This window comes from Burkholderia sp. FW306-1C-G01B (genome assembly GCF_058781685.1).
Genome location: NZ_JBYSWZ010000017.1, coordinates 117,472 through 138,702, shown reverse-complemented (window position 1 = coordinate 138,702; position 21,231 = coordinate 117,472). Strand labels below are relative to the sequence as shown.

Here is a 21,231-nt window from a genome sequence, read left to right as displayed (position 1 = left end):
TTCGCAACCCATGCAACGCGCCGGGCCCGCCGCCCGGCGCGGCGGGATACGCACGCCCGTACGCCCGGACACAACCCGAATACAACGATTTCCACTGGAGGACGACATGCAATTTCTCGACGATTCGCTGCACCCGGAAAACCAGGACAAGGTAGTCATCACGGTCGCGCCGTACGGCCCCGAATGGATGCCCGCCGATTTTCCGGAAGACATTCCGGTGACGATGGACGAGCACGTGAAGAAGGCCGTCGACTGCTACAACGCGGGCGCGACGGTGCTGCACCTGCACGTGCGCGAGCTCGATGGCAAGGGCAGCAAGCGGTTGTCGAAGTTCAACGAACTGCTCGGCCGGCTGCGCGAAGCCGTGCCCGACATGATCCTGCAGGTGGGCGGCTCGATCTCGTTCGCGCCGGAAGGCGACGGCGCGGAAGCAAAATGGCTGTCCGACGACACGCGACACATGCTCGCCGAGCTGAGCCCGAAGCCCGACCAGGTGACGGTCGCGATCAACACCGTGCAGATGAACATCACCGAGCTGATGAACCGCAACGACATCGCCGGCACGTCGCTGAACGAAACCGCGTACTGGGACGCGTACCGCGAGATGACCGTGCCGGCCGGTCCCGGCTGGGTCGACGAACATCTGCGGCGCCTGCAGGCGGCCGGCATCCAGCCGCATTTCCAGCTCACCGGCATGCACGCGCTCGAAACGCTCGAACGGATCATCCGCCGCGGCGTCTATCGCGGCCCGCTGAACGTCACGTGGGTCGGCATCGGCGGCGGCTTCGACGGCCCGAATCCGTACAACTTCATGGAATTCGTGCGGCGCTGCCCGGACGGTGCGTGCATCACGCTCGAATCGCTGATGAAGAACGTGCTGCCGATCAACACGATCGCGATGGCGCTGGGCCTGCATCCGCGCTGCGGGATCGAGGACACGATCATCGACCAGAAGGGCAACCGGATGACGTCGGTGCAGCAGGTCGAGCAGTGCGCGCGAATCGCGCGCGAACTCGGCCGCGACATCGCGACCGGCAAGGAAGCGAAGGCGATCTACCGGATCGGCGTGCAGTACGACGGTATCGACGAAACGCTCGCGCAGCTCGGGATGGCGCCGAACCGCCGGCCGGGCCAGGTGAGCGTGCCGCTGCGCGCGGCCTGACGCGCCGCGCATCCGGGCGGCCCGCGAGCGCCGCCCGCCGATCGATGTGGTGCGGCACCCACCCTCGCGCAGCGCGCGAGGCAAGCTCCGCCGAACGGAGCGGGGCCGCGCAAGCCGCGCCGGCGCGTTGCCGCACCGGTGCCGGAGGAGACACGCATGTTGATTCATCATGTCGAGCCGTCGCTGCAGGACCTGACGGCCACCGAGCGGCGCGCGCCTGCGTACGCGTGGCTCGTGTTCGGGCTGACCGTCGGCCTGCTGCTGTCGGACTACATGTCGCGGCAGGTGCTCAACGCGGTGTTTCCGCTGCTCAAGCATGCGTGGAACCTGTCGGACACGCAGCTCGGTTCGCTGTCCGGCGTCGTCGCGCTGCTGGTCGGCTTGCTGACCTTTCCGCTGTCGGTGCTCGCCGACCGCTTCGGGCGCGTGCGCAGCATCGTGCTGATGGCCGCGTTATGGAGCGTCGCGACGTTCGGCTGCGCGCTGTCGACCAACTACGCCGAAATGCTCGTGGCGCGCGGCCTCGTCGGGCTCGGCGAAGCCGCGTACGGCAGCGTCGGCGTCGCGCTGATCCTCAGCATCTTTCCGGCCCGCCTGCGCGCGACGCTGACCGGCGCGTTCATGGCCGGCGGCGCGTTCGGCTCCGTGTTCGGGATGGCGCTCGGCGGGCTGGTCGGCGCGCATCTCGGCTGGCGCTGGTCGTTCGGCGTGATGGCCGCGCTCGGCATCGTGCTGCTCGTCGCGTATCGCTGCGTGGTGACCGAACGGCGGCTTGCTGCCTGCCGCGTCGAGCCGTGCCGGCGCGATGCCGATGCGCCGCGCGACCTGCGCGGCAGCATGCGCGCGCTGATGTCGGGGCTGTTCGCGTCGCGTTCGGTGATCTGCGCGTATCTCGGCAGCGGGCTGCACCTGTTCGTGCCGGGCGCGCTGTTCGCGTGGCTGCCGAGCTATCTGAACCGCTACTACGCGATGGCGCCCGACCGTGCCGCCGTGCTCGCGGCCGGCTTCGTGCTGCTCGCGGGCGTCGGGATGGTCGGCTGCGGCATCGTCACCGACCGCGTCGGCCGTGCCGACGGTTCGCGCAAATGGCTGACCGCGATCGCGTATTGCGTGCTGGCGGGCATCTGCCTCGCGGTCGCGTTCCGGCTGCCGCCCGGGCCGCTGCAGCTCGCGCTGATTTGCGCGGGCATGCTGGTTGGCGCGGGCGCGTCCGGCGCATCGGGCGCGATGGTCGCGAACCTGACGCCGGCCGCGATCCACGCGTCGGCGTTCGCGACGCTCACGCTCGCCAACAACCTGCTCGGCATGGCGCCGGGCCCGCTGCTGACGGGTTGGGTCGCCGATCGCGCCGGGCTCGTCGGCGCACTGCAATGGATTCCCGTCGTGCCGCTCGCGGCCGCCGTGCTGTTCGCGATCGGACGCGCGAGCTACGCGGCCGATCTCGCGCGCGTCGAACGCGAACGGCGCGCGACACACCTTTCCTGAACCCTCCCGGAGGCTGCATGACCCTGGCGACCACGCCCACCATCCTGATCGTGCCCGGCTTGCGCGATCACGTCGAAGACCACTGGCAGACGCACCTCGAACGGCGCCTGCCGAACGCACGCTCCGTCGCGCCGCTGGAAGCCGACAAACTGAGCCGCGCCGCGCGCGTCGCGGCGCTCGACGCGGCGCTGGCCGAGATCGACGGCCCCGTGATCCTCGTCGCGCACAGCGCGGGCGTGATGATCGCCGTGCACTGGGCACGGCAGGCCACGCGCGCGATCCACGGCGCGCTGCTCGCGGCGCCGGCCGATCTCGATACGCCGATGCCCGACGGCTATCCAACCCCTGAAGCGATCGATGCGCACGGCTGGACGCCCGTGCCGACCGCACGGCTGCCGTTCCCGAGCCTCGTCGCCGCGAGCCGCAACGATCCGCTCGCGCGCTTCGAACGCGTCGAGGCGCTGGCGGCCGGGTGGGGCAGCAAGCTTGTCGATCTCGGCGAGGTCGGGCACCTGAACCCGGTGTCCGGGTATGGCGAGTGGCGTGACGCGGAACGGCTGATCGGCGAGGTGGTTGCGCTCGGCGAAAGCCGCGCCGATTTGATCGATTGACACGCCTGCATTGTTTTCCTGCGCGGACGTTCTGAGGCGGTTCGTTGGGTGCTACGATTGGCCGAAGTGTCGCCGCCGCATGCCAATGCGGGATAAGTGGCTGATTACTATTATTTTTTATCGGAAATCTGTCATGGCTCCCAAAAGGAAAACGCTGTACGGAGTCGAGCTGAAACCTCGCACGATCATTCGCCCCACGACGGAGGTCAAGGTTTCGACCGAAACCGAGAAAGGCGACGTGCTGCGTGCAGCACGAAAAGTCATTACCGAACACCGCGAGGTGCTGATCGCGCTGAAGGATCGCTGATTTGCTGGATCTCGATTACGTCATCACCATTCATGACGAGATCATCCGGGATCTCGGCGGCCTCAGCGGTTTCGCTCATGCCGGCCGAGGCGGCGTCGAGGCTGCCTTGCATCGCGTCGAAATCATGTTCATTACGCGGGACTTGATGACGTGTTCGGTATTGCCGCGACCTATGCCATCGCAATCGCGCGCGGCCATGTGTTTAATGATGCAAACAAGCGTACCGGCCTCACTTGCGCATTGACGTATATGGAGCGGCAAGGTATCTCGATTCCTCGCCTTGCCGATCTCGAAGACCTCATGGTCGATGTCGCCGACGGCAGCGTCACGAGCGAGGAACTGGCCGAGTATTTCAGTGCGGTCTGGGAATTGTCCCTGTCCCGTTGAAACCCTGCCTCACGCAGCCATTCTCTGCGGCCTTGTCTTGATGACCGCGCGCCGATAACCTGCACGGGCTCGATACCTCTTCCGGATATCCGGTCGACGTTGCATTCCTCCCACGAAACGCGCCGGTCGGGCGTTCCGACGCCCCGGCCTGATTCTGCCCCCCACACGCCGACATACGATGTCCTAACACGCTGCATTCAAACTGCCGCAGCACACCTGGCATCCGTTCGACCTGTTGAATCACAACATAGCGGAAGGTTTTTGTCAGGGAAAGTCCCGCCCCGCGCGTCATGGTTTTTTGTTGACCGACATCGTATAACGCCGTCATGATTTCCCGAAAGAAAGGTCCCATCCACCGACCGAAGCGAGGAGACATGAACACAACCACGATCGCGCGCCGTGCCCGCCGGATTGCCGTCGCGCTGGGCTTCACGCTGACGGCGGCAGGGGCCGCGACGGCCGTTGCCGCGCCCGTGTCGCTGAACATCGTCGACGTCGCGGGCAACCTGCAGCTCACGCAGAAGGCCATCGAAGCGTTCAAGGACAAGAACCCGAACCTCGTATCGAACGTCACGTTCACGAACGCGCCGGCGCCGCAGTTGCCGGGCAAGATCAAGGCGATGCAGGCGGCCGGGCGCTCCGACATCGACCTCGTGCTGACGGGCACCGACGCGCTGGCTGCCGGCATCGAACAGAACCTGTGGCAGAAACTGCTGCCCGACGACGCGGCCGCGTTCCCCGGCGTGCTCGACAGGTACGCGCCCGGCCCGCGCAAGATGCAGGATCTCGCGCAAGGCTTCGGCCTCGCCGTCACCTACATGCCGGCCGGCCCGCTGCTCGAATACAATCCGGCGAAGGTGAGCAACCCGCCGAAGACGCCCGACCAGTTGCTCGCATGGTGCAAGGCGCACCCGAACAAGCTGATCTACGCGCGCCCGGCGAATTCGGGCCCCGGCCGCACGTTCCTGATGGGGCTGCCGTACGTGCTCGGCGACAAGAATCCGCAGGACCCGATCAATGGCTGGGACAAGACCTGGGCGTTCCTGAAGGCATTGAACGACTGCGTCCCGTACTACCCGGGCGGCACGTCGGCCGTGATGAAGGAGCTCGGCGAGGGCACCCGCGACATGACCGTCACCGTCACCGGCTGGGACCTCAACCCGCGCGCGCTGGGCATCGTGCCGGCCGAGTTCCGGGTCCAGGCGTTCGACAACATGACGTGGGTCAACGACGCGCACTACATGGTGATTCCGAAGGGCGTGCCGAAGGAAAAGCTCGACGTGCTGTTCAAGCTGATGAACTTCCTGCTCGAACCGGCGCAGCAGGCGATGACCTACGACGACGGCTATTTCTATCCGGGCCCGGCGGTGAAGGGCGTGACGCTCGAGATGGCGCCCGCGCACAGCCAGGAGGTGATCCGCAAGTTCGGCCGCCCCGAATACGCGAAGCTGCTCGCCGATCGCCCGCACGTGCAGCCGCTCAACGCGCAGGCGATGGTCGCCGCGTTCCAGAAGTGGGATCGCGAGATCGGTTCGCAGAAATCGAAGTGACGCTTGAACCGGCGGGCGCCGCGGCGCCCGCGTGCATGGAGTTCGCGCAATGAAGCACAGTTTCGAACGCTTGCGGCTCGACGGCGTGTCCCGCAGCTTCACCAATGCGGAGGGCGCGCAGGTCGCCGCGCTGAACGGGCTCGACCTCGAGATCCGGCGCGGCGAGTTCATCGCGCTGCTCGGCCCGTCGGGCTGCGGCAAGTCGACCGCGCTGAACTGCATCGCGGGGCTGCAGCCGCTCACGAGCGGCGGCATCTGGCTCGACGACACGCGCATCGACGTGCTGCCGCCCGAGCGCCGCGGCTTCGGGATGGTGTTCCAGAACTACGCGCTGTTTCCGCACATGTCGGTGCTCGACAACGTCGGCTTCGGCCTCAAGATGCGCGGCATGGCGAAGCAGGAAACGCGGCGGCGCGCGCAGCAGGCGCTCGAACTCGTGCAGCTCGTCGGCCATGAGGGCAAGCTGCCCGGGCAGTTGTCGGGCGGGCAGCAGCAGCGCGTCGCGATCGCGCGCGCGATCGTCATCGAGCCGCCGCTCGTGCTGATGGACGAGCCGCTGTCGAACCTCGACACGAAGCTGCGCATCGAGATGCGCGCCGAGATCCGCCGTATCCACACGCAGCTCGAACGCGCGACGATCTACGTGACGCACGACCAGGACGAGGCGCTGTCGATGGCCGACCGCATCGTCGTGATGAAGGAGGGCGTCGTGCAGCAGGTCGCGTCGCCGAAGGACGTCTACACGCGCCCGCACAACCTGCATGTCGCGCGCTTCATGGGCTATCGCAACGTGCTGCCGTTCACGCTCGAAGGGATGGCCGGCGACTGCGTGAACGTCGCGGCCGGCGGCGTGCGTCTCGCGGGCGTGCCGATGGCCGGCTTCGACGCGAAGGACGTCGTGGTCGCGCTGCGCCCCGACGACATCGAGCGCGCGGACGACGCCGGCGACAACGCCGGCAACAACGCGTTCGACGCGACGGTCGAAACGGTCGAGTACGGCGGCCGCGACTCGCTGATTCGCGCGATCGCGCCGTTCGGTTCGATCTGGGCGCGCGTCGCCGGCGAATTCTCGGAAGGCGAACGGTTGCGGCTGCGCGTCGCGCCGTCGCGCACGCTCGTCTATGCGGGAGACGCGGCATGAGCCGCCCGACCGCAGCGCTGTCCCGCCGGGAGGCTGCATGAGCACGCTTGCGGCCGGCGCGCCGCGCGACGCGAAGGCCTGGCTCGTCACGCCCGCGCTCGGGTTCATCGTCGCGCTGTTCATCTATCCGTTCGCGTACGGCCTCGTGCTGTCGTTCCAGCCGACGAACGGCGGCGGCGCGCTCGCGAACTACGTGCAGTTCTTCACCGATACCGCGATGTGGCCGACCGTGCTCGTCACGCTGAAGCTCGCGGTGCCGGCCACGCTGCTCAACGTCGGCGTGTCGGTGCCCGTCGCGTTCGCGCTGCGCCGCCATTCGGCGTACCAGAAGTTCGTCACGACGCTGCTCGTGATTCCCGTCACGCTCGGCACGGTGCTCGTCGCCGACGGGATGCTCACGTACTTCGGGCCGAACGGCTGGTTCCCGCAGGCGCTGCAGGGGCTGCACCTGTACACCGACGAAGTGCGCCTCACGCACAACTACTGGGGCGTGCTGCTGTCGCTGATCGTGTCGGGCTTTCCGTTCGCATTCCTGCTGATGCTGTCGTACATCAGCGGCATTGACCCGACGCTCGCGCGCGCGGCCGCGACGCTCGGCGCGAACCCGTGGCAGCAGTTCCGGCAGATCTACCTGCCGCTGCTCGTGCCGGGGCTCACGATGGCGGCGTGCCTGTCGTTCGTGCAGGCGTTCTCGGTGTTCCCGTCGGCCGTGCTGCTCGGCGCGCCGGCCGGACCGACGCGCGTGATCTCGATCGCGGCGGCCGAGGCCGCGTTCGAGAGCTACGACTATTCGCTCGCGTCGGCGATCGCGATCGTGATGGGCTTCGTGCAGTTGCTGGTGGTCGCATCGATGCTCGGCGCGCGCCGCTTCTTCTACACGGGGCCGGTGACGGGGGGCAAGGGCTGATGGCGACCGACAATCGTGCCGCGCCGGCCTGGCCGCCGAAGCAGGGTTCGCCCGATGCACGGCCCGTCGATGCGAGGCAGCCGCAAAAGATGAGAAGCAACCTCGCCGGCCGCGCCTGGAAGGCGCTCGTCTGGGGGCTGATGGCGTTCTTCCTGCTGAACGTGATGCTGCTGATCGCGACCGTCGCGGTGAACTCGGTCGCGACGCGCTGGTTCGGCACGCCGCTGCCGCAGGGCTTCACGCTGCGCTGGTATGCGAAGGCGTGGCTGGACTTCCAGCTCGCGAGCGTGCTGTGGGTGACCGTCGAGGTCGTCGGCGCGGTCGTGCTGCTGTCGATCGCGCTCGGCGTGCCGGCCGCCTATGCGCTCGCGCGCGTGCAGTTTCGCGGCAAGCGCTTCGCGCTGCTGGTGTTCCTGCTGCCGCTGATGGTGCCGCCCGTCACGTACGGGATTCCGATGGCGACCGTGATGTACAAGGTCGGGCTCGCTGGCACGCTGCCGGGCGTGATCCTCGCGAACCTCGTGCCGGCGCTGCCGTTCGTGATCCTCGTGATGACGCCGTTCATCGAACAGATCGACCCGAATCTCGAAGCCGCCGCGCGCATCTTCGGCGCGAATACGTGGCGCTATTTCCGCTACGTGCTGCTGCCGCTGCTCGTGCCGGGCATGCTCGCGGCCGGGCTGCTCGTGCTGGTCCGCACGATCGGGATGTTCGAGCTGACGTTCTTCACCGCGGGCCCGAGCACGCAGACGCTCGTCGTCGCGCTGTATTACGCGGTGTTCTCGACCGGCGTGCGCGCGCCGCAGTCGATCGACGCGATGGCGATGATCTACATGGTCATCACGCTCGTGTGGGTCGTGATCGCGCTGCAGTTCGTGAGCCCGACGCAGCTCGTCAGCCGCGTGAAGCAGGAGCGGCAGTAGGCGCGGGCGCGGCAGCGGGCGATCGCGTCCGTGCAATTGGTTACAAATGGATACCGCGAACGACACGCGGACGTTGCAGACTACGCGGCATACCGGCCGGCGAACGTGTTCCCGCGCGCCCCCCGACGTTTACTCGACAACGGATCTCCATGAAGTTTCAAACGCTGCTGACACTCGGCTGTGCCTCGACGCTGCTGGCCGCCTGCAACCTGCTCCACGACGGTCCCGGATCGAACGACGTCGACGCCGCGGTGCGCCGCGCGCTCGAAGCGGAAAACCACGGCGGCCTGAACGCGCTGTTCGGCCAGCCGCTGCCGGTGTCGGCCGATGTCGTGTCGGCGAAGCCGGACGGCGACTGCAAGAAGCTCGGCGATCGCACGTACTCGTGCGACGTCGTCGTCACGTGGCGCAATGCCGATTACTCGCCGTCGCGCGCGAACCTGACCTTCGTGAAGGCCGCCGACGGCTCGTGGCAGACCTCGGGCGTCGACGCGGCGCTCGCGACCGGCACCGCGAAATCGCTGATCGACCAGATCGGCAAGGCGTGGCATGGCGACGCGGCCAGCGGCGCGTCGGCGCCGAAGTGACGTCGCCGCGGACTCCGGTTTGACCATCCGACGATCGGGACATTCGCGCCGTGCTGGCGAGCTTCCCGACGCGTTGCAGGTCGGGGGCCGGTTCCGTTTTCGAATCGGAACCGAATCGCGCCACCACGGCGCGCATTCATCGCGATTCGAATGAGCGAATTTAAGCAAAAGAATGGCGAATTAAAAATCGAATCGAAATTCCGAAAGCAAAACAAAATGCATCCTTCGCGTGGTGACGTTCCCGTGCGGGAAGTGCAATGCCGTCGATAATCCGCGTTTAATCGCCTCCGGCTTGCAGTCGCATTTGATGCAACCTATATATATGACTAATCGCATCGTGCCGCACCGGTAATCCGGCATGCGGCGGGCATGACCAGATAGCAAGAATCAAGAAACCGGGTGCGGAAGGGGAACCCAGCATGGGCAATAGCGTGTGTGTCGCACGAATGTGTTCGGGTACCCGGTTTCCGCATGTATTGCGCGCGCTTGCCCGTGCCGATCGCCTGCCGTTCGCGCCGATCGTTCGAAGCGCGGCGTTGCGCCGGACAGTGACGCTGATGGCCTGCGTTGCCGCGATGACCGGCCCCGGCGCCTGCCTCGCGGCAGAGCCCGGCGTGACCGACGGCGCGATCCGCCTTGGGATGGTCAACGCGCAATCGGGCAATTCGGCAGGCCTCGGGCGCGGGCTGCTGGCGGGCGCGCAAGCCGTGTTCGACGACGTGAACGCGCGCGGCGGCGTGCATGGCAGGAAGATCGACCTCGTGGTCGGCGACGATCGCTACGAGCCCGACAGGACCGTCGACAGCACGCTGGAGATGATCGAACGGGGCAATGTGTTCGCGCTGTTCGGCTATGTCGGCACGCCGACGACCACCGCGGTGCTGCCGATCATCCGGGAGGCCGGCATTCCGCTCGTCGGCCCGTTCACCGGCGCGATGGCGCTGCGCAAGCCGGTCGTGCCGGAGGTATTCAACATCCGCGCCAGCTATGAAGACGAGACCCGCGCGCTGGTCGACCATTTCATCGCGCACGACGGCGCGAAACGGTTCGCGGTGTTCTATCAGGACGACGGCTTCGGGCTCGCGGTGCTGGCGGGCACGCGGCTGGCGCTGCAGCGCCATGGCCTGGACGTCGTCGCGACCGGCACGTTCCGTCGCGGGACCACCGCGGTCGACACGGGCCTCGCATCGCTGCTGGACGGCCAGCCGGACGTCGTCGTCATGGCCGGCCCCTATACGCCGATTGCCGCGTTCATCCGCGCGGCACGTCGCGAAGGCCTGAAGGCCCGGCTCGCATCGGTATCGTTCGTCGGCACCGACGACCTGCTGCGCCTGGTCGGCGACGAAGGGGACGGCACGCTGATCTCGCAGGTCGTGCCGCTTCCGCAGAACGACCGGGACGTGATCCGCGACTGCGTACGGCTGATCGAGCGGCGCTTTCCGGGAGAACACGCGGGCGTGGTGCACATCGAGGGCTGCATCGACGCGAAGATCATGCTGATCGGCCTCGAACGCGCCGGCCCGTCGCCGACCCGGGCGGCGCTGAAGCAGGCGCTCGAATCGATCCGGCATCTCGACCTGGGCGGTCTGGTCGCCGATCTGGGCGCGGACAATCACCAGGCGCTGAATGCGGTGTTCCTCTCGGAAATCGCGCACGGCCGCATCGCGCCCGTGGACGCGCCGGCCAGATAACCAGCCGGATGGCCGCGCGCGGGCCGTCCCGATCCCGGAGGCTGCATGGACATCAAGGCCAAGCTTGTCACCGGCACCAGCCTGATGCTGCTGGGTGCGCTGGCGATTTCCGCGACCAGCCTGATCGCGGTGCACGGCATTGCGTCCGGCGTGCGCACGCTGACGACCGAATCGTTGCCGCTGCAGGTGCGCAGCAACGAACTCCAGCGCGCGTACGCGGAGCTCGCGGTGGATTTCGGCCGGCTCGAGCAGGCGCAGGACGCGTCCGAGCAGGAGCAGGCCGCGGCGGAGATCGAAACGCAATTGCAGCGGACTGCCGCCCTCATGGCCGCCGTGCGCGCGATCGACGGGCACGGCGTCGACGCGCCGTCCACCGACCTGCGCACGATGCTGCGGTCGATGAGCGAAGGCGTCGGCCAGCGTCTGCGGGACGAGGCACGGCTGGGCGCCGAAACCCGTCTGGTCGAGCGCATCCAGGCACGGGGCGACGCATTGATGGGCACGATCCGCGCCGAAACCGAACGGCTGGACAGCCAGGCCAGCGCGGCGGTGAGCGACGCGCTGGCGGCCAACACCGCGTACAACCGGACGATTCATGCGCTCGGCCAGGTTCGCATGAACGTCAAGGACATCGTCAGCGTTGCCGATCATGTCGACGCCGCGCCGAGCCGGTACCGGCTCGCTCCGCTGCGGGATCGCATGCAGGCGGCCATCGGCGGTGCGCGCAATGCGCTGGCGATCGCAGCGCCGAGCCTCGAGGCCGCCACGACGCAGGACGTCGCGAATGCGCTCGGGCGCGCGGCGGCCGACATCCTCGACGGCAACGACAGCCTTGTCGCGCTGCGCGGCAGGATGTTCGTGGAGCCGTCCGTCGCGACGCGCTACCACGCGAGGGAGGACAAGGTCCTGCAGTCGCTCGATGCGCTGGACACGAAGCTGGCGGAAATCGCCGACCCGTTCGCGCTGCGGATCGTCAAGGCGCGACAGCGCCTCGACGAAACGATCGCGCTCCAGCGGCAGGCGGCCCGGATCAGGTACCTGTCGACCGTCGTCAACGGCGGCATCAAGGAACTGGCGGCCGACCTTCGCATGGTCGCGCAAAGCAAAAGCACGGAACATCTCCAGCGTGCCGACGCCGACGCACGGGAGAATATCGGCAAGCTCGCCGCCGCCGCGAGCGCGCTGCGCGATGCACTCGTCGCGAGCGGGCAGCGCGAGTCGAGCCGCGCGCAGGATGTGGTTCCGCTGGCCGCGGAACTGGCCGGATCCGCACGCCGCATCGTCGCGGTGCGGTCGAACATGTTGTCCAACGACGCGAGCATGCAGCGCATCATCGCGGACGTGGAGACGACCGCGAATCGCCTCGCGGCCTATACGGAGCAGGAGGCCGTGCGCGTCGATCTGCAGCAGCGCAGCATCGTGTCGCAGGTCAATCGCGCGGTGACGAGCGCCATCGCGATGATCGTCGCCGTGTCGTATTTGCTCGCGATCGGCAGCCTCGTGATCAGTCATCGCCTCGGCACGTCGATCTCCCGCCCGCTGGGGAATCTGACGCGCACCATGGCCCGCATCCGCAGCGGCAGCGACCTGTCCCTGCGCATGTCCCACAAGGGCCGCGACGAAGTCGCGACCCTGATCGCCGGCTTCAACACGATGCTCGACGAAATCGAACGTCGCGACATCGACCTGCAGGCGGCAATCGCCGCGGCCGAAACCGCGAATTCGGCGAAATCGGAATTTCTCGCGAGGATGAGTCACGAGATCCGCACGCCGATGAACGGCGTGCTGGGCATGACCGAGCTGCTGCAACGCACGCGCCTGACGTCGAAGCAGCGCAAGTTCGTCGACACCGTGTATCGATCCGGTCAGACGCTGCTCATCATCATCGACGACATACTCGATTTTTCGAAGATCGAGGCCGGCAAGCTGACGCTGGAGCACATCGATTTCAACCTGCACCAATTGCTCGACGATGTCGTCGCGCTGCTGGAACCCAATGCGCAGCGCAAGGAGCTTGCGCTGGCATTCCGCAAGGCGGATACCGTGCCGCAATGGATGCGCGGCGACCCGGTCCGGCTGCGCCAGATCCTGACGAACCTGATCGGCAATGCAATCAAGTTCACCGAGCGCGGGCAGGTCGAGCTGGCCGTGTCGTATACGGACGACGGCCGCGTCGTGTTCGCGGTCGCCGACAGCGGCATCGGCATCGCGCCGGACATGGCCGCGCAGTTGTTCCGGCCGTTCCAGCAGGCCGACAGCTCGACCGCGCGCAAATACGGCGGAACCGGGCTGGGGCTCGTGATTTCCCGCCAGCTGGCCGAGATGATGGGCGGCGAGCTCACGCTCGAATCGACGCCCGGCAAGGGCTCGGTGTTCACCGTGACCGCGCGGCTCGAACCGGCGTCCGGCGTGGTCGACGTCGCGGCGGGCGCAAGGTCGTCGCTCGCGGGATTGAAGGTGCTGATCGTGGACGACAGCGAGACCGATCGCAGCGTGCTCGTCGAACATGCGATCGAATGGCAGCTGTGCGTCGCGACGGCCATCGGCGGCGACGATGCGCTGTCGCAGTTGCGGGCGGCCGCCGCCGACGGGACGCCGTTCGATCTGGCCATCGTCGACGTGCGGATGCCGGGCATGGACGGCATCTCGCTCGTTCAGCACATCCGCTACGACCCGTCGCTGCGTGCGCTCAGGATCGTCACGCTGACCGCGTTCGAGATGATGGACAGCATCCAGGTCGCGCGCGAACTCGACATCGACGCCCGGCTGACGAAGCCGCTCCATGGCGCGGAGCTTTATACGGCCATCGCATCGGCGATGCACATGAGGCCGCCGCCGCTGCCTTTGGCCGCGCCGGTGTCCGACGAAGCCGGGGCGGACGCGGCGCTGCCGCCCGACGCCGGATCGGCGCGCGTGCTGCTGGTCGAGGACAACGTGGTCAATCAGCAGATCGCGCTGGCGATGCTGGAGGACACCGGCTATCGGGTGGCCGTGGCCGAAGACGGCCGGCAGGCGCTGAAGATGCTGGCGGACGAAGCGTTCGACGTGGTCCTGATGGATTGCCAGATGCCGCTGCTGGACGGCTTCGAGGCGACGCGGCTGCTGCGTCGGCACGAAGCGGCAGCCGGCGCGCCGCGTCTGCCGGTCATCGCATTGACGGCCAACGCGCTCAGCGGCGACCGGGAGCGCTGCCTGGCCGCCGGCATGGACGACTACCTGGGAAAACCGTTCCGTCGCGATGCGCTGCTGCAGATGCTCGCGCGCCATGCCCGCGGCGCGGCGTCCGGGCCGGCCGTCGCGAGCGGCGACGCGGGAACCCAAGCCGGCATCGAAGCGGGCACCGAAGCCGGCGGGGCGACCACCGCCGATCCGGGCGGCGACGCGAACGTGATCGACCGCAAGGCGCTCGACGCATTGCGCGCGCTCCAGCGGCCGGGCCGCCCCGATATCCTGACCCGCATCATCGATCAGTTCACGCTCGATGCGCCGCGGCTGATCCGCGACATGCACGCGGCCGTCGAAGCGGGCGATGCCGACGCGCTGAGGCTGGCCGCCCATACGCTGAAATCGAGCAGTGCGAACGTCGGCGCGCACGTGCTGTCGGCCCGCTGCAAGGAGATCGAGCAACGGGCGCGCGCCGCCGACGTCGCCGCGGCAGCCGACCTCGTCGCCGGCACGGACGCCGAATTCGGGCACGCGCAGGCCGCGTTGACAGCGGAACGCATGGTGGAGGATTGAGCGGCCTGCCGGACGATCGCGGTGGCGATCGCGGCGGGTCGAAAACAGGAGAACGGTCGTGAACGAGGAAAATGTCGATGCACCGGTGATTCTGATCGTCGACGACGATGCGATGACGCGCCTGCTGGTCGTGGAAACCCTCGAGCCGGAGGGTTTTCGCGTCGAGGAAGCGACCGGGCCGCAGGAGGGCATCGACGCGTTCCTGCGTCATCGTCCTGCCGTGGTGCTGCTCGACGTCGAGATGCCCGGCGGCGACGGCTTCGCCTGCTGCCGCCGGCTGCGCGCGCTGCCGGAAGGTCGCCGTGTGCCGATCGTCATGCTCACGGGCAACGACGACGACGCGTCGATCGCCAGTGCCTTCGACGCCGGCGCGACCGATTTCGTCTCCAAGCCGATGCGCTGGAAGCTGCTCGGCTACCGGCTCCGCTACCTGCTGCGCGCGGCCGCGACGCTCGAAAAGCTCGCGACCGCCGAGATCAGCCTGACGCATGCGCAGGCGCTCGCGCATCTGGGCAACTGGGAGTATCAGGCCGGCCGGACCGACGGCAACTGGTCGCCGGAGCTGTTCCGGATCCTCGGGCTCGACCCCGAGTGCACGCCGCCGACCTTCGATCGGCTGCTGCAAGCCGTGCCGGTCGACGAGCAGCCGCTTTTGATCCAGTCGTTCACGAGCCTGCGCACCGAGGGCGCCCCGTTCTCGCTCGAGCATCGGCTGCTTCACCCGGACGGCACCGAGCGCCACGTGCTGCACCACGCGGAGGCGGGGCGCGACCTGAACCACGCGATCATCCTGCGCGGCATCGTGCAGGACATCACCGAGCGCAAGATGCAGCAGGGGCGCATCGAATACCTCGCCAACCACGATGCGCTGACCGGCCTGCCCAATCGCAACCTGCTGAGCGACCGCATGGAGCAGGCGATGTCGCACGCGCGGCGCACGGGACACCTGATCGCGGTGATGGTGCTCGACCTGGACCGCTTCAAGCACGTCAACGACACCTTCGGCCACTCGGTCGGCGACGGCCTGCTGCGAGCCGTCTCGGCTCGGCTCAAGGCTGCCGTGCGCGACGGCGACACGGTCGCGCGGCTCGGCGGCGACGAGTTCGTCGTGATGCTGGTCAACCTGTCGACCGCGACGGATGCGGACGCAGTCGCCCGCAAGGTCCTGAACACCTTCGGCGCGCCGTTCATGCTCGACGGACACGACCTGCACGTGACGACGAGCATCGGCGTCAGCGTTTGTCCGACCGACGGCGCCGACGCGGAGACGCTGCTGAAGACGGCCGACGCCGCGCTGTATTGCGCGAAGGAACGCGGGCGAAACGGCTACAGCTTCTACACGCGCGAGCTGGGCGCCCGCGTGGAAGAACAGGCCGAACTCGAAAACGCGCTGCACGAGGCCGTCGCGAACGGCGAACTGGAGCTGTACTACCAGCCGAAGGTCGATCTCAAAACCGGCCGGATCAGCGGCGTCGAGGCGCTGATTCGCTGGCGCCGCCCCGGCATCGGCGTGATTCCGCCCGACCGCTTCATCCCGATCGCCGAGGAAACCGGGCTGATTCTGCCGATCGGCGAATGGGTGCTGCGCACGGCCTGCGCGCAGGCCGTCGCGTGGCGTCACGACGGGCATGCGCCGCTACGGATCGCCGTCAACCTGTCGGCACGCCAGTTCCGGCAGCAGAACATGGCCGACGTGGTGCACAGGACGCTGCGGGATACCGGCCTGGAGCCGGCCTGGCTCGAACTCGAGTTGACCGAAAGCGTGCTGATGCAGGACCGCAACGCGATCGCGCACACGCTGCGCGAACTGAAGGCGCTCGGCGTCGTGCTGTCGCTGGACGACTTCGGCACCGGCTATTCCAGCCTGTCGTACCTGAAGGACCTGCCCATCGATGTCGTCAAGATCGACAAGTCGTTCCTCAGCGACGTCACCACGAGCGCGGAAGGCGCGTCGCTGACGCGCTCGATCATCGCGATGGCGGAGTCGCTGCACATGGAGACGGTGGCCGAGGGCGTGGAGACGGAAGCACAGCTTTCGTTCCTGAACCGGAACCGCTGCCATGCGATGCAGGGCTATTACTTCAGCCATCCGGTCACCGGAACGGAAATCGCCGACATGCTCTCCGCCGGCTCGGAGCTTCCCGAGCATTGCCGGCAGCGCGAGCTGCTGCACCGGACGCTGCTGCTGGTCGACCACGACCCGGCCGTCCTGCAGACGCTCAGGCAGGCGCTGGGCCGCGACGGCTACGAGGTTCTCGGCACGACCGATCCCGCCGACGCGCTCGACCTGCTCGCGCAACATCGTGTCGGCGTGATCGTGTCGGACTTCCGCATGCCGAGCCTGTCCGGGATCGACCTGTTGCAGCGCGTCAAGGCACTCTATCCGGACATCGTGCGCATCCTGCTGTCCGGCTATGGCGAAGGGCAGTCGATCGCCGCCGCGCCCGGCGACGGATCGGTCCAGAAGCTCCTGATCAAACCGTGGGATGTCGAGCTGTTGCGCACGCACATTGCCGAGTCGTTCAAGCGATTCGAGCGCAGCACGTTGCACAACCGGATAGGCCTCGACGCCGCCCGCATCGGCATGCGCCCGTCCTCCGTCAGGCCCGTCGAAGCGGCCGATTCCCGCGATCGCGCTTGAGCGACGCTGCGACGCTCGCGCGTCCCGCGCGGTGCCCGGGCGCGAACTGGCGGGCGAAACGACGACGAAAAAGGGGGTGATCACGGCGATCCACGGCATGCGTCCGGCGATATAGGGAAAACCCTTATCTCGGGGTATAATCGCTGGCTGAGAGAAAGGTCGAACCATGCCAGAACGTTTCCAAACCCTTGAAAAGTTTGTGTTTTCCCTCGTCGTGATGTCCGCGGTCGTGTGCTCGGCATTCCTCGCGTACGAGCGTCACCCCGAGATCAAGATCGCGCTGCACGAAGGCGAAGCGCTGATGCGCGAGAGCGCCAAGTATTCGGTCATTTGCTCGCCGTCCAAGGTCGATCCTTGCGTCGAGATGTCCGCCTACTGAAATTAGCGGCGGGCTCGGCGCGCCGAGCGGTGCGCTGCAGCCGAAACGGACGTTTTTCATGATTCGTCCCGTTCGGTTTCAGACTGGCCCTACAGCGTCGGCGGTTCGAATTCCTTGAAGTAGTGCCCATCGGGCGTTCAGAAACCGGCCGCAGGACAGGGCGGATGCACGAACCCGTCACGTGCCGAGTCGCTGGCGCAAGCCGCCCCCGGATTCAGTCGGCCCCGCTTCGAGCAATCGAGCGGGGCCGTTCTGTTTGCGCGGTTGCAACGATCGCCCGCACCGGCAAGCATCACACGAGTCGCACGACATGCCGCGGCTCGCCGCCCGCAAACGCGGCGACGTTGTCGACGAGCTGATCGGCGAGCGCCTGCATCGCCTCGTCGCTCGCCCATGCGACGTGCGGCGTCAGGATGAATGCCGGATGCGACAGGATCGCGTGGAACGGATGCGCGGCCGGCAGCGGTTCCTGCGTGACCACATCGAACCCGGCGCCCGCGATCTGCCCCGACTGCAATGCGTCGACGAGCGCGCTTTCGTCCACGAGCCCGCCGCGTGCGGTATTGATCAGCAGCGGCCGGCGCGTCATCCGCGCGAATGCGGCGGCATCGATCAGGTGCCGCGTCGCGGGCGTGAGCGGGCAGTGCAGCGTGATCACGTCGCTGTCGCGCAGCAGCGTGTCGAGCGGCGCGTAGCCGTCGCCGGCGGCATCGCCGTGCGCCGCGAACAGCACGCGCATGTCGAGCGCACGCGCGATGCCGGCCACCGCGCGCCCGAGCACGCCGTCGCCGACGATCCCAAGCGTCGAGCCGGCCAGGTCGCGGATCGGATGATCGAAGAAGCAGAACTGCCCGCTGTCGAGCCAGCGTCCCGCGCGCACCGCGTCGCGGTAAGCCACGAGACTGCGGCGCAGCGCGAAGATCAGCGCGAACGTATGCTCGGGCACCGTGCGGACCGCATACCCGCGTATGTTGCTCACGACGATCCCGCGCGACGCGCACGCGTCGAGATCGACGATGTCGGTACCGGTCGCGGCGATCGCGATCATTCGCACGCGCCGCGCACCGGCGAGTGTCGCCGCGTCGAGCCGCACCTTGTTGGTCACGACGATATCGGCGTCGGCAATGCGCGGCGCGACTTCGTGCGCGCTCGTCCGTTCGAACGCATGCAATTCGTGCGGAAACGGGAACGGCTTCAGCACGGTTTGCGGCGACAGCGTCGCGCGGTCGAGAAACACGATCTTCGCGGGTGAGGAAGCGGAAAACATGGCGGGTCTCGCTGACAGTGACAGGCGCCCGGCGGGCGCGGAACGGGATCGATTCTGCCGGCGGCGCGCACGGCGTCGCTTGACCGTTGCGCGAGCGCGCTTTCCCGGATGGAAAGGCTGACGCACGCCGTGCCAGAACGAATGCAGCGATCGCGCCGACGCGCGCCTTTCCGTTTCGGAAAGGCTGGTTGAGCATCGAGCGATTTTCGCGGTGCGCGAACGCCGTCATGATCGCCGTCATCGACAACACGATTTCATCGGAGACAGCCATGACGCGCCCCCTGGACGGCATCCGCGTGCTGGAACTCGGCCAACTGATCGCCGGGCCGTTCGCGGGCCGGATGCTCGCCGAATTCGGCGCGGACGTGATCAAGATCGAGCCGCCCGGCGTCGGCGACCCGCTGCGCAAATGGCGGCTGCTGCACGACGGCACATCGGTCTGGTGGGCCGCACAGTCGCGCAACAAGACCTCGCTCACGCTCGACCTGCGCACGCCCGAAGGGCAGGACGTCGTGCGCCGGCTCGTCGCCGGGACCGACGTGCTGATCGAGAACTTCCGGCCCGGCACGCTCGAAGGCTGGGGGCTCGGCTGGGACGCGCTGTCCGCGATCAATCCGGGGCTCGTGATGCTGCGCGTGTCGGGCTTCGGGCAAACGGGCCCGTACCGCGACCGCCCCGGCTTCGGCGTGATCGCCGAAGCGATGGGCGGCTTGCGGCACCTGACCGGCGAGCCCGGCCGCACGCCGGTGCGCGTCGGCATCTCGCTCGGCGATTCGCTGTCGGCATTGCATGGCGTGATCGGCGTGCTGCTCGCGCTGCGGCATCGCGAGCAGCAGGGCGGCAACGGGCAGGTCGTCGACGTCGCGCTGTACGAATCGGTGTTCAACATGATGGAAAGCCTGCTGCCCGAATACTCGGCGTTCGGCGCGGTGCGCGAGGCGGCCGGCAGCAGCCTGCCCGGCATCGCGCCCACCAATGCGTACCGCTGCCGCGACGGCAGGTACGCGCTGATCGCCGGCAACGGCGACAGCATCTTCCGGCGCCTGATGGAGCTGATCGGGCGGCCCGATCTCGGCAGCGATCCCGCGCTCGCGCACAACGACGGCCGCGTCGCGCAGGTCGAGCGCATCGACGCGGCGATCGGCGCGTGGAGCGCGCGCCACGATCTCGGCGACGTGCTGGCCGCGCTGAACGACGCGCGCATCCCGTCCGGGCGCATCTACGACGTGGCCGACATCGCGGCCGATCCGCATTACCGCGCGCGCGACATGATCGTCGACGCCGCGCTGCCGGACGGCACGCCTGTGCTGGTGCCGGGCATCGTGCCGAAACTCGGCGCGACGCCGGGGCGTATCGAACGCGCGGCGCCCGCGCTCGGCGCGGATACCGATGCGGTACTCGAATCGATCGGCATCGATGCCGCGACGCGCGGCGACTGGCGCACGCGCGGCGTGATCTGAACCGGCAACAGGAGACAAGAGGCGACATCATGAGCACTCGACACAAACGGCTCTATATCCACGAAGTCGCGACGCGCGACGGTTTCCAGAACGAAGCTGCGTTCGTCGATACCGACGACAAGATCGCGCTCGTCGATGCATTGAGCGCATGCGGCTACGCGAAGATCGAAGTCACGTCGTTCACGTCGCCGAAGGCGATCCCCGCATTGCGCGACGCGGAGGCCGTGATGCACGGCATCGCGCGCGCGCCGGGCGTCGTCTATACGGTGCTCGTGCCGAACGTGCGCGGCGCCGAGCGCGCGCTGTCGTGCGGCGTCGATGAAGTGAACCTCGTGATGTCGATGAGCGAGAGCCACAACCGCGCGAACCTGCGGATGACGCGCGAGCAGTCGTTCGCGCAGCTGCGCGACGTGAGCGACGCGGTGCGCGGCTCGGGTGTCGCGATCAACGTGTCGCTGTCGACCGCGATGGGCTGCCCGATGGAAGGCGACGTGCCGGCCGAAGCCGTGCTCGCGTGGATGCAGCGCTTCGCGGATCTCGGCGTGCACGGCTTCACGCTGTGCGACACGACGGGCATGGCGTTTCCGTCGCAGGTGCGCGATCTGTCCGGGCGCGCCCGCGAGCGCTTCGGCGCGCTGCAGCTCACGCTGCATTTTCACAACACACGCGGGATGGCGCTCGCGAATACGCTCGCGGCGCTCGACGCGGGCATCGACCGCTTCGACGCGTCGCTCGGCGGGCTCGGCGGCTGCCCGTATGCGCCGGGCGCGACCGGCAACGCGTGCACCGAGGAACTCGTGCACATGCTCGAACTGGACGGCTACGATACGGGCATCGACCTCGCGTGCGTGCTGGCCGCGTCGGCACGGCTGCCCGCGTTGATCGGGCATGACGTGCCGAGCCAGATCCTGAAGGCCGGGCGCCGCTCGGATCTTCATCCGCCACCGCGCGCCGACGCCGGCGACATGCCTGCGCAGCGCGCATTCTCATGAACA

General features: G+C 67.8%; 17 protein-coding genes. 16 read left to right on the top strand and 1 reads right to left on the bottom strand.

Features of this window, described 5'->3' with window-relative positions:
• The first annotated feature begins 106 nt into the window (after positions 1 to 106).
• From AC3WLY_RS29110 to AC3WLY_RS29045, 14 genes are all read left to right on the top strand, one after another.
• Positions 107 to 1,162, top strand: coding sequence for a beta-keto acid cleavage family enzyme (locus tag AC3WLY_RS29110; protein ID WP_492308846.1), 1,056 nt, complete (start codon positions 107 to 109; stop codon positions 1,160 to 1,162).
• A 156-nt stretch (positions 1,163 to 1,318) separates the two neighbouring features.
• Positions 1,319 to 2,647 carry an MFS transporter gene (locus AC3WLY_RS29105; protein ID WP_310142522.1) on the top strand — a complete coding sequence of 443 codons (1,329 nt, stop codon included), beginning with the start codon at positions 1,319 to 1,321 and terminating at the stop codon, positions 2,645 to 2,647.
• Positions 2,648 to 2,664: 17 nt separating this feature from the next.
• A complete protein-coding gene (locus AC3WLY_RS29100) occupies positions 2,665 to 3,258 on the top strand; it encodes an alpha/beta fold hydrolase (protein WP_310142520.1) in 594 nt (197 codons plus the stop codon).
• Positions 3,259 to 3,391: 133 nt separating this feature from the next.
• Positions 3,392 to 3,565: a hypothetical protein gene (locus tag AC3WLY_RS29095; protein WP_175920480.1), complete on the top strand. Its 174-nt coding sequence runs from the start codon at positions 3,392 to 3,394 to the stop codon at positions 3,563 to 3,565.
• 150 nt (positions 3,566 to 3,715) lie between these two features.
• The gene (locus AC3WLY_RS29090) at positions 3,716 to 3,952 is read left to right on the top strand and encodes a type II toxin-antitoxin system death-on-curing family toxin (RefSeq protein ID WP_244137320.1); all 237 of its coding nucleotides are present in this window, start codon (positions 3,716 to 3,718) and stop codon (positions 3,950 to 3,952) included.
• Positions 3,953 to 4,326: 374 nt separating this feature from the next.
• Positions 4,327 to 5,502, top strand: coding sequence for an ABC transporter substrate-binding protein (locus AC3WLY_RS29085; protein ID WP_492308847.1), 1,176 nt, complete (start codon positions 4,327 to 4,329; stop codon positions 5,500 to 5,502).
• A gap of 49 nt (positions 5,503 to 5,551) precedes the next feature.
• Positions 5,552 to 6,643, top strand: coding sequence for an ABC transporter ATP-binding protein (locus AC3WLY_RS29080; protein ID WP_492308848.1), 1,092 nt, complete (start codon positions 5,552 to 5,554; stop codon positions 6,641 to 6,643).
• A 37-nt stretch (positions 6,644 to 6,680) separates the two neighbouring features.
• Positions 6,681 to 7,550 (top strand): ABC transporter permease, encoded by an 870-nt coding sequence (locus tag AC3WLY_RS29075; protein ID WP_175961415.1) that lies wholly within the window; start codon positions 6,681 to 6,683, stop codon positions 7,548 to 7,550.
• Positions 7,550 to 8,473, top strand: coding sequence for an ABC transporter permease (locus tag AC3WLY_RS29070; protein WP_175961414.1), 924 nt, complete (start codon positions 7,550 to 7,552; stop codon positions 8,471 to 8,473). The genes AC3WLY_RS29075 and AC3WLY_RS29070 overlap by 1 nt, the downstream gene beginning before the upstream one ends.
• A 149-nt stretch (positions 8,474 to 8,622) precedes the next feature.
• Positions 8,623 to 9,060 carry a hypothetical protein gene (locus tag AC3WLY_RS29065; protein WP_034184197.1) on the top strand — a complete coding sequence of 146 codons (438 nt, stop codon included), beginning with the start codon at positions 8,623 to 8,625 and terminating at the stop codon, positions 9,058 to 9,060.
• Positions 9,061 to 9,617: 557 nt separating this feature from the next.
• Positions 9,618 to 10,751 carry an ABC transporter substrate-binding protein gene (locus tag AC3WLY_RS29060; RefSeq protein WP_310142506.1) on the top strand — a complete coding sequence of 378 codons (1,134 nt, stop codon included), beginning with the start codon at positions 9,618 to 9,620 and terminating at the stop codon, positions 10,749 to 10,751.
• A 45-nt stretch (positions 10,752 to 10,796) separates the two neighbouring features.
• Entirely contained in the window at positions 10,797 to 14,489 is a 3,693-nt protein-coding gene (locus tag AC3WLY_RS29055; protein WP_492308849.1) for a response regulator, read from the top strand.
• Positions 14,490 to 14,547: 58 nt separating this feature from the next.
• Positions 14,548 to 17,130 carry an EAL domain-containing protein gene (locus AC3WLY_RS29050; protein ID WP_492308850.1) on the top strand — a complete coding sequence of 861 codons (2,583 nt, stop codon included), beginning with the start codon at positions 14,548 to 14,550 and terminating at the stop codon, positions 17,128 to 17,130.
• Between the two features lie 166 nt (positions 17,131 to 17,296).
• Complete coding sequence (locus tag AC3WLY_RS29045) at positions 17,297 to 17,509, top strand: hypothetical protein (protein ID WP_006497261.1); 213 nt, start codon at positions 17,297 to 17,299, stop codon at positions 17,507 to 17,509.
• Positions 17,510 to 17,801: 292 nt separating this feature from the next.
• On the opposite strand, the gene AC3WLY_RS29040 is transcribed toward AC3WLY_RS29045, so the two are convergent.
• A complete protein-coding gene (locus AC3WLY_RS29040) occupies positions 17,802 to 18,776 on the bottom strand; it encodes a D-2-hydroxyacid dehydrogenase (protein WP_492308851.1) in 975 nt (324 codons plus the stop codon).
• A gap of 269 nt (positions 18,777 to 19,045) precedes the next feature.
• Between AC3WLY_RS29040 and AC3WLY_RS29035 the strand changes: the two genes are divergently transcribed.
• Together AC3WLY_RS29035 and AC3WLY_RS29030 are read left to right on the top strand one after the other, a co-directional pair.
• Positions 19,046 to 20,236, top strand: coding sequence for a CaiB/BaiF CoA transferase family protein (locus AC3WLY_RS29035; RefSeq protein WP_492308852.1), 1,191 nt, complete (start codon positions 19,046 to 19,048; stop codon positions 20,234 to 20,236).
• Between the two features lie 29 nt (positions 20,237 to 20,265).
• Entirely contained in the window at positions 20,266 to 21,228 is a 963-nt protein-coding gene (locus AC3WLY_RS29030) for a hydroxymethylglutaryl-CoA lyase (RefSeq protein ID WP_492308853.1), read from the top strand.
• The last annotated feature ends 3 nt before the right edge of the window (positions 21,229 to 21,231 follow it).

Bases quoted from the DNA above. Each gene is read 5' to 3' on its own strand.
- AC3WLY_RS29110 (WP_492308846.1), top strand. From the start codon at position 107: ATGCAATTTCTCGACGATTCGCTGCACCCGGAAAACCAGGACAAGGTA.
- AC3WLY_RS29105 (WP_310142522.1), top strand. From the start codon at position 1,319: ATGTTGATTCATCATGTCGAGCCGTCGCTGCAGGACCTGACGGCCACC.
- AC3WLY_RS29100 (WP_310142520.1), top strand. From the start codon at position 2,665: ATGACCCTGGCGACCACGCCCACCATCCTGATCGTGCCCGGCTTGCGC.
- AC3WLY_RS29095 (WP_175920480.1), top strand. From the start codon at position 3,392: ATGGCTCCCAAAAGGAAAACGCTGTACGGAGTCGAGCTGAAACCTCGC.
- AC3WLY_RS29085 (WP_492308847.1), top strand. From the start codon at position 4,327: ATGAACACAACCACGATCGCGCGCCGTGCCCGCCGGATTGCCGTCGCG.
- AC3WLY_RS29080 (WP_492308848.1), top strand. From the start codon at position 5,552: ATGAAGCACAGTTTCGAACGCTTGCGGCTCGACGGCGTGTCCCGCAGC.
- AC3WLY_RS29075 (WP_175961415.1), top strand. From the start codon at position 6,681: ATGAGCACGCTTGCGGCCGGCGCGCCGCGCGACGCGAAGGCCTGGCTC.
- AC3WLY_RS29070 (WP_175961414.1), top strand. From the start codon at position 7,550: ATGGCGACCGACAATCGTGCCGCGCCGGCCTGGCCGCCGAAGCAGGGT.
- AC3WLY_RS29065 (WP_034184197.1), top strand. From the start codon at position 8,623: ATGAAGTTTCAAACGCTGCTGACACTCGGCTGTGCCTCGACGCTGCTG.
- AC3WLY_RS29060 (WP_310142506.1), top strand. From the start codon at position 9,618: ATGGCCTGCGTTGCCGCGATGACCGGCCCCGGCGCCTGCCTCGCGGCA.
- AC3WLY_RS29055 (WP_492308849.1), top strand. From the start codon at position 10,797: ATGGACATCAAGGCCAAGCTTGTCACCGGCACCAGCCTGATGCTGCTG.
- AC3WLY_RS29045 (WP_006497261.1), top strand. From the start codon at position 17,297: ATGCCAGAACGTTTCCAAACCCTTGAAAAGTTTGTGTTTTCCCTCGTC.
- AC3WLY_RS29040 (WP_492308851.1), bottom strand. From the start codon at position 18,776: ATGTTTTCCGCTTCCTCACCCGCGAAGATCGTGTTTCTCGACCGCGCG.
- AC3WLY_RS29035 (WP_492308852.1), top strand. From the start codon at position 19,046: ATGACGCGCCCCCTGGACGGCATCCGCGTGCTGGAACTCGGCCAACTG.
- AC3WLY_RS29030 (WP_492308853.1), top strand. From the start codon at position 20,266: ATGAGCACTCGACACAAACGGCTCTATATCCACGAAGTCGCGACGCGC.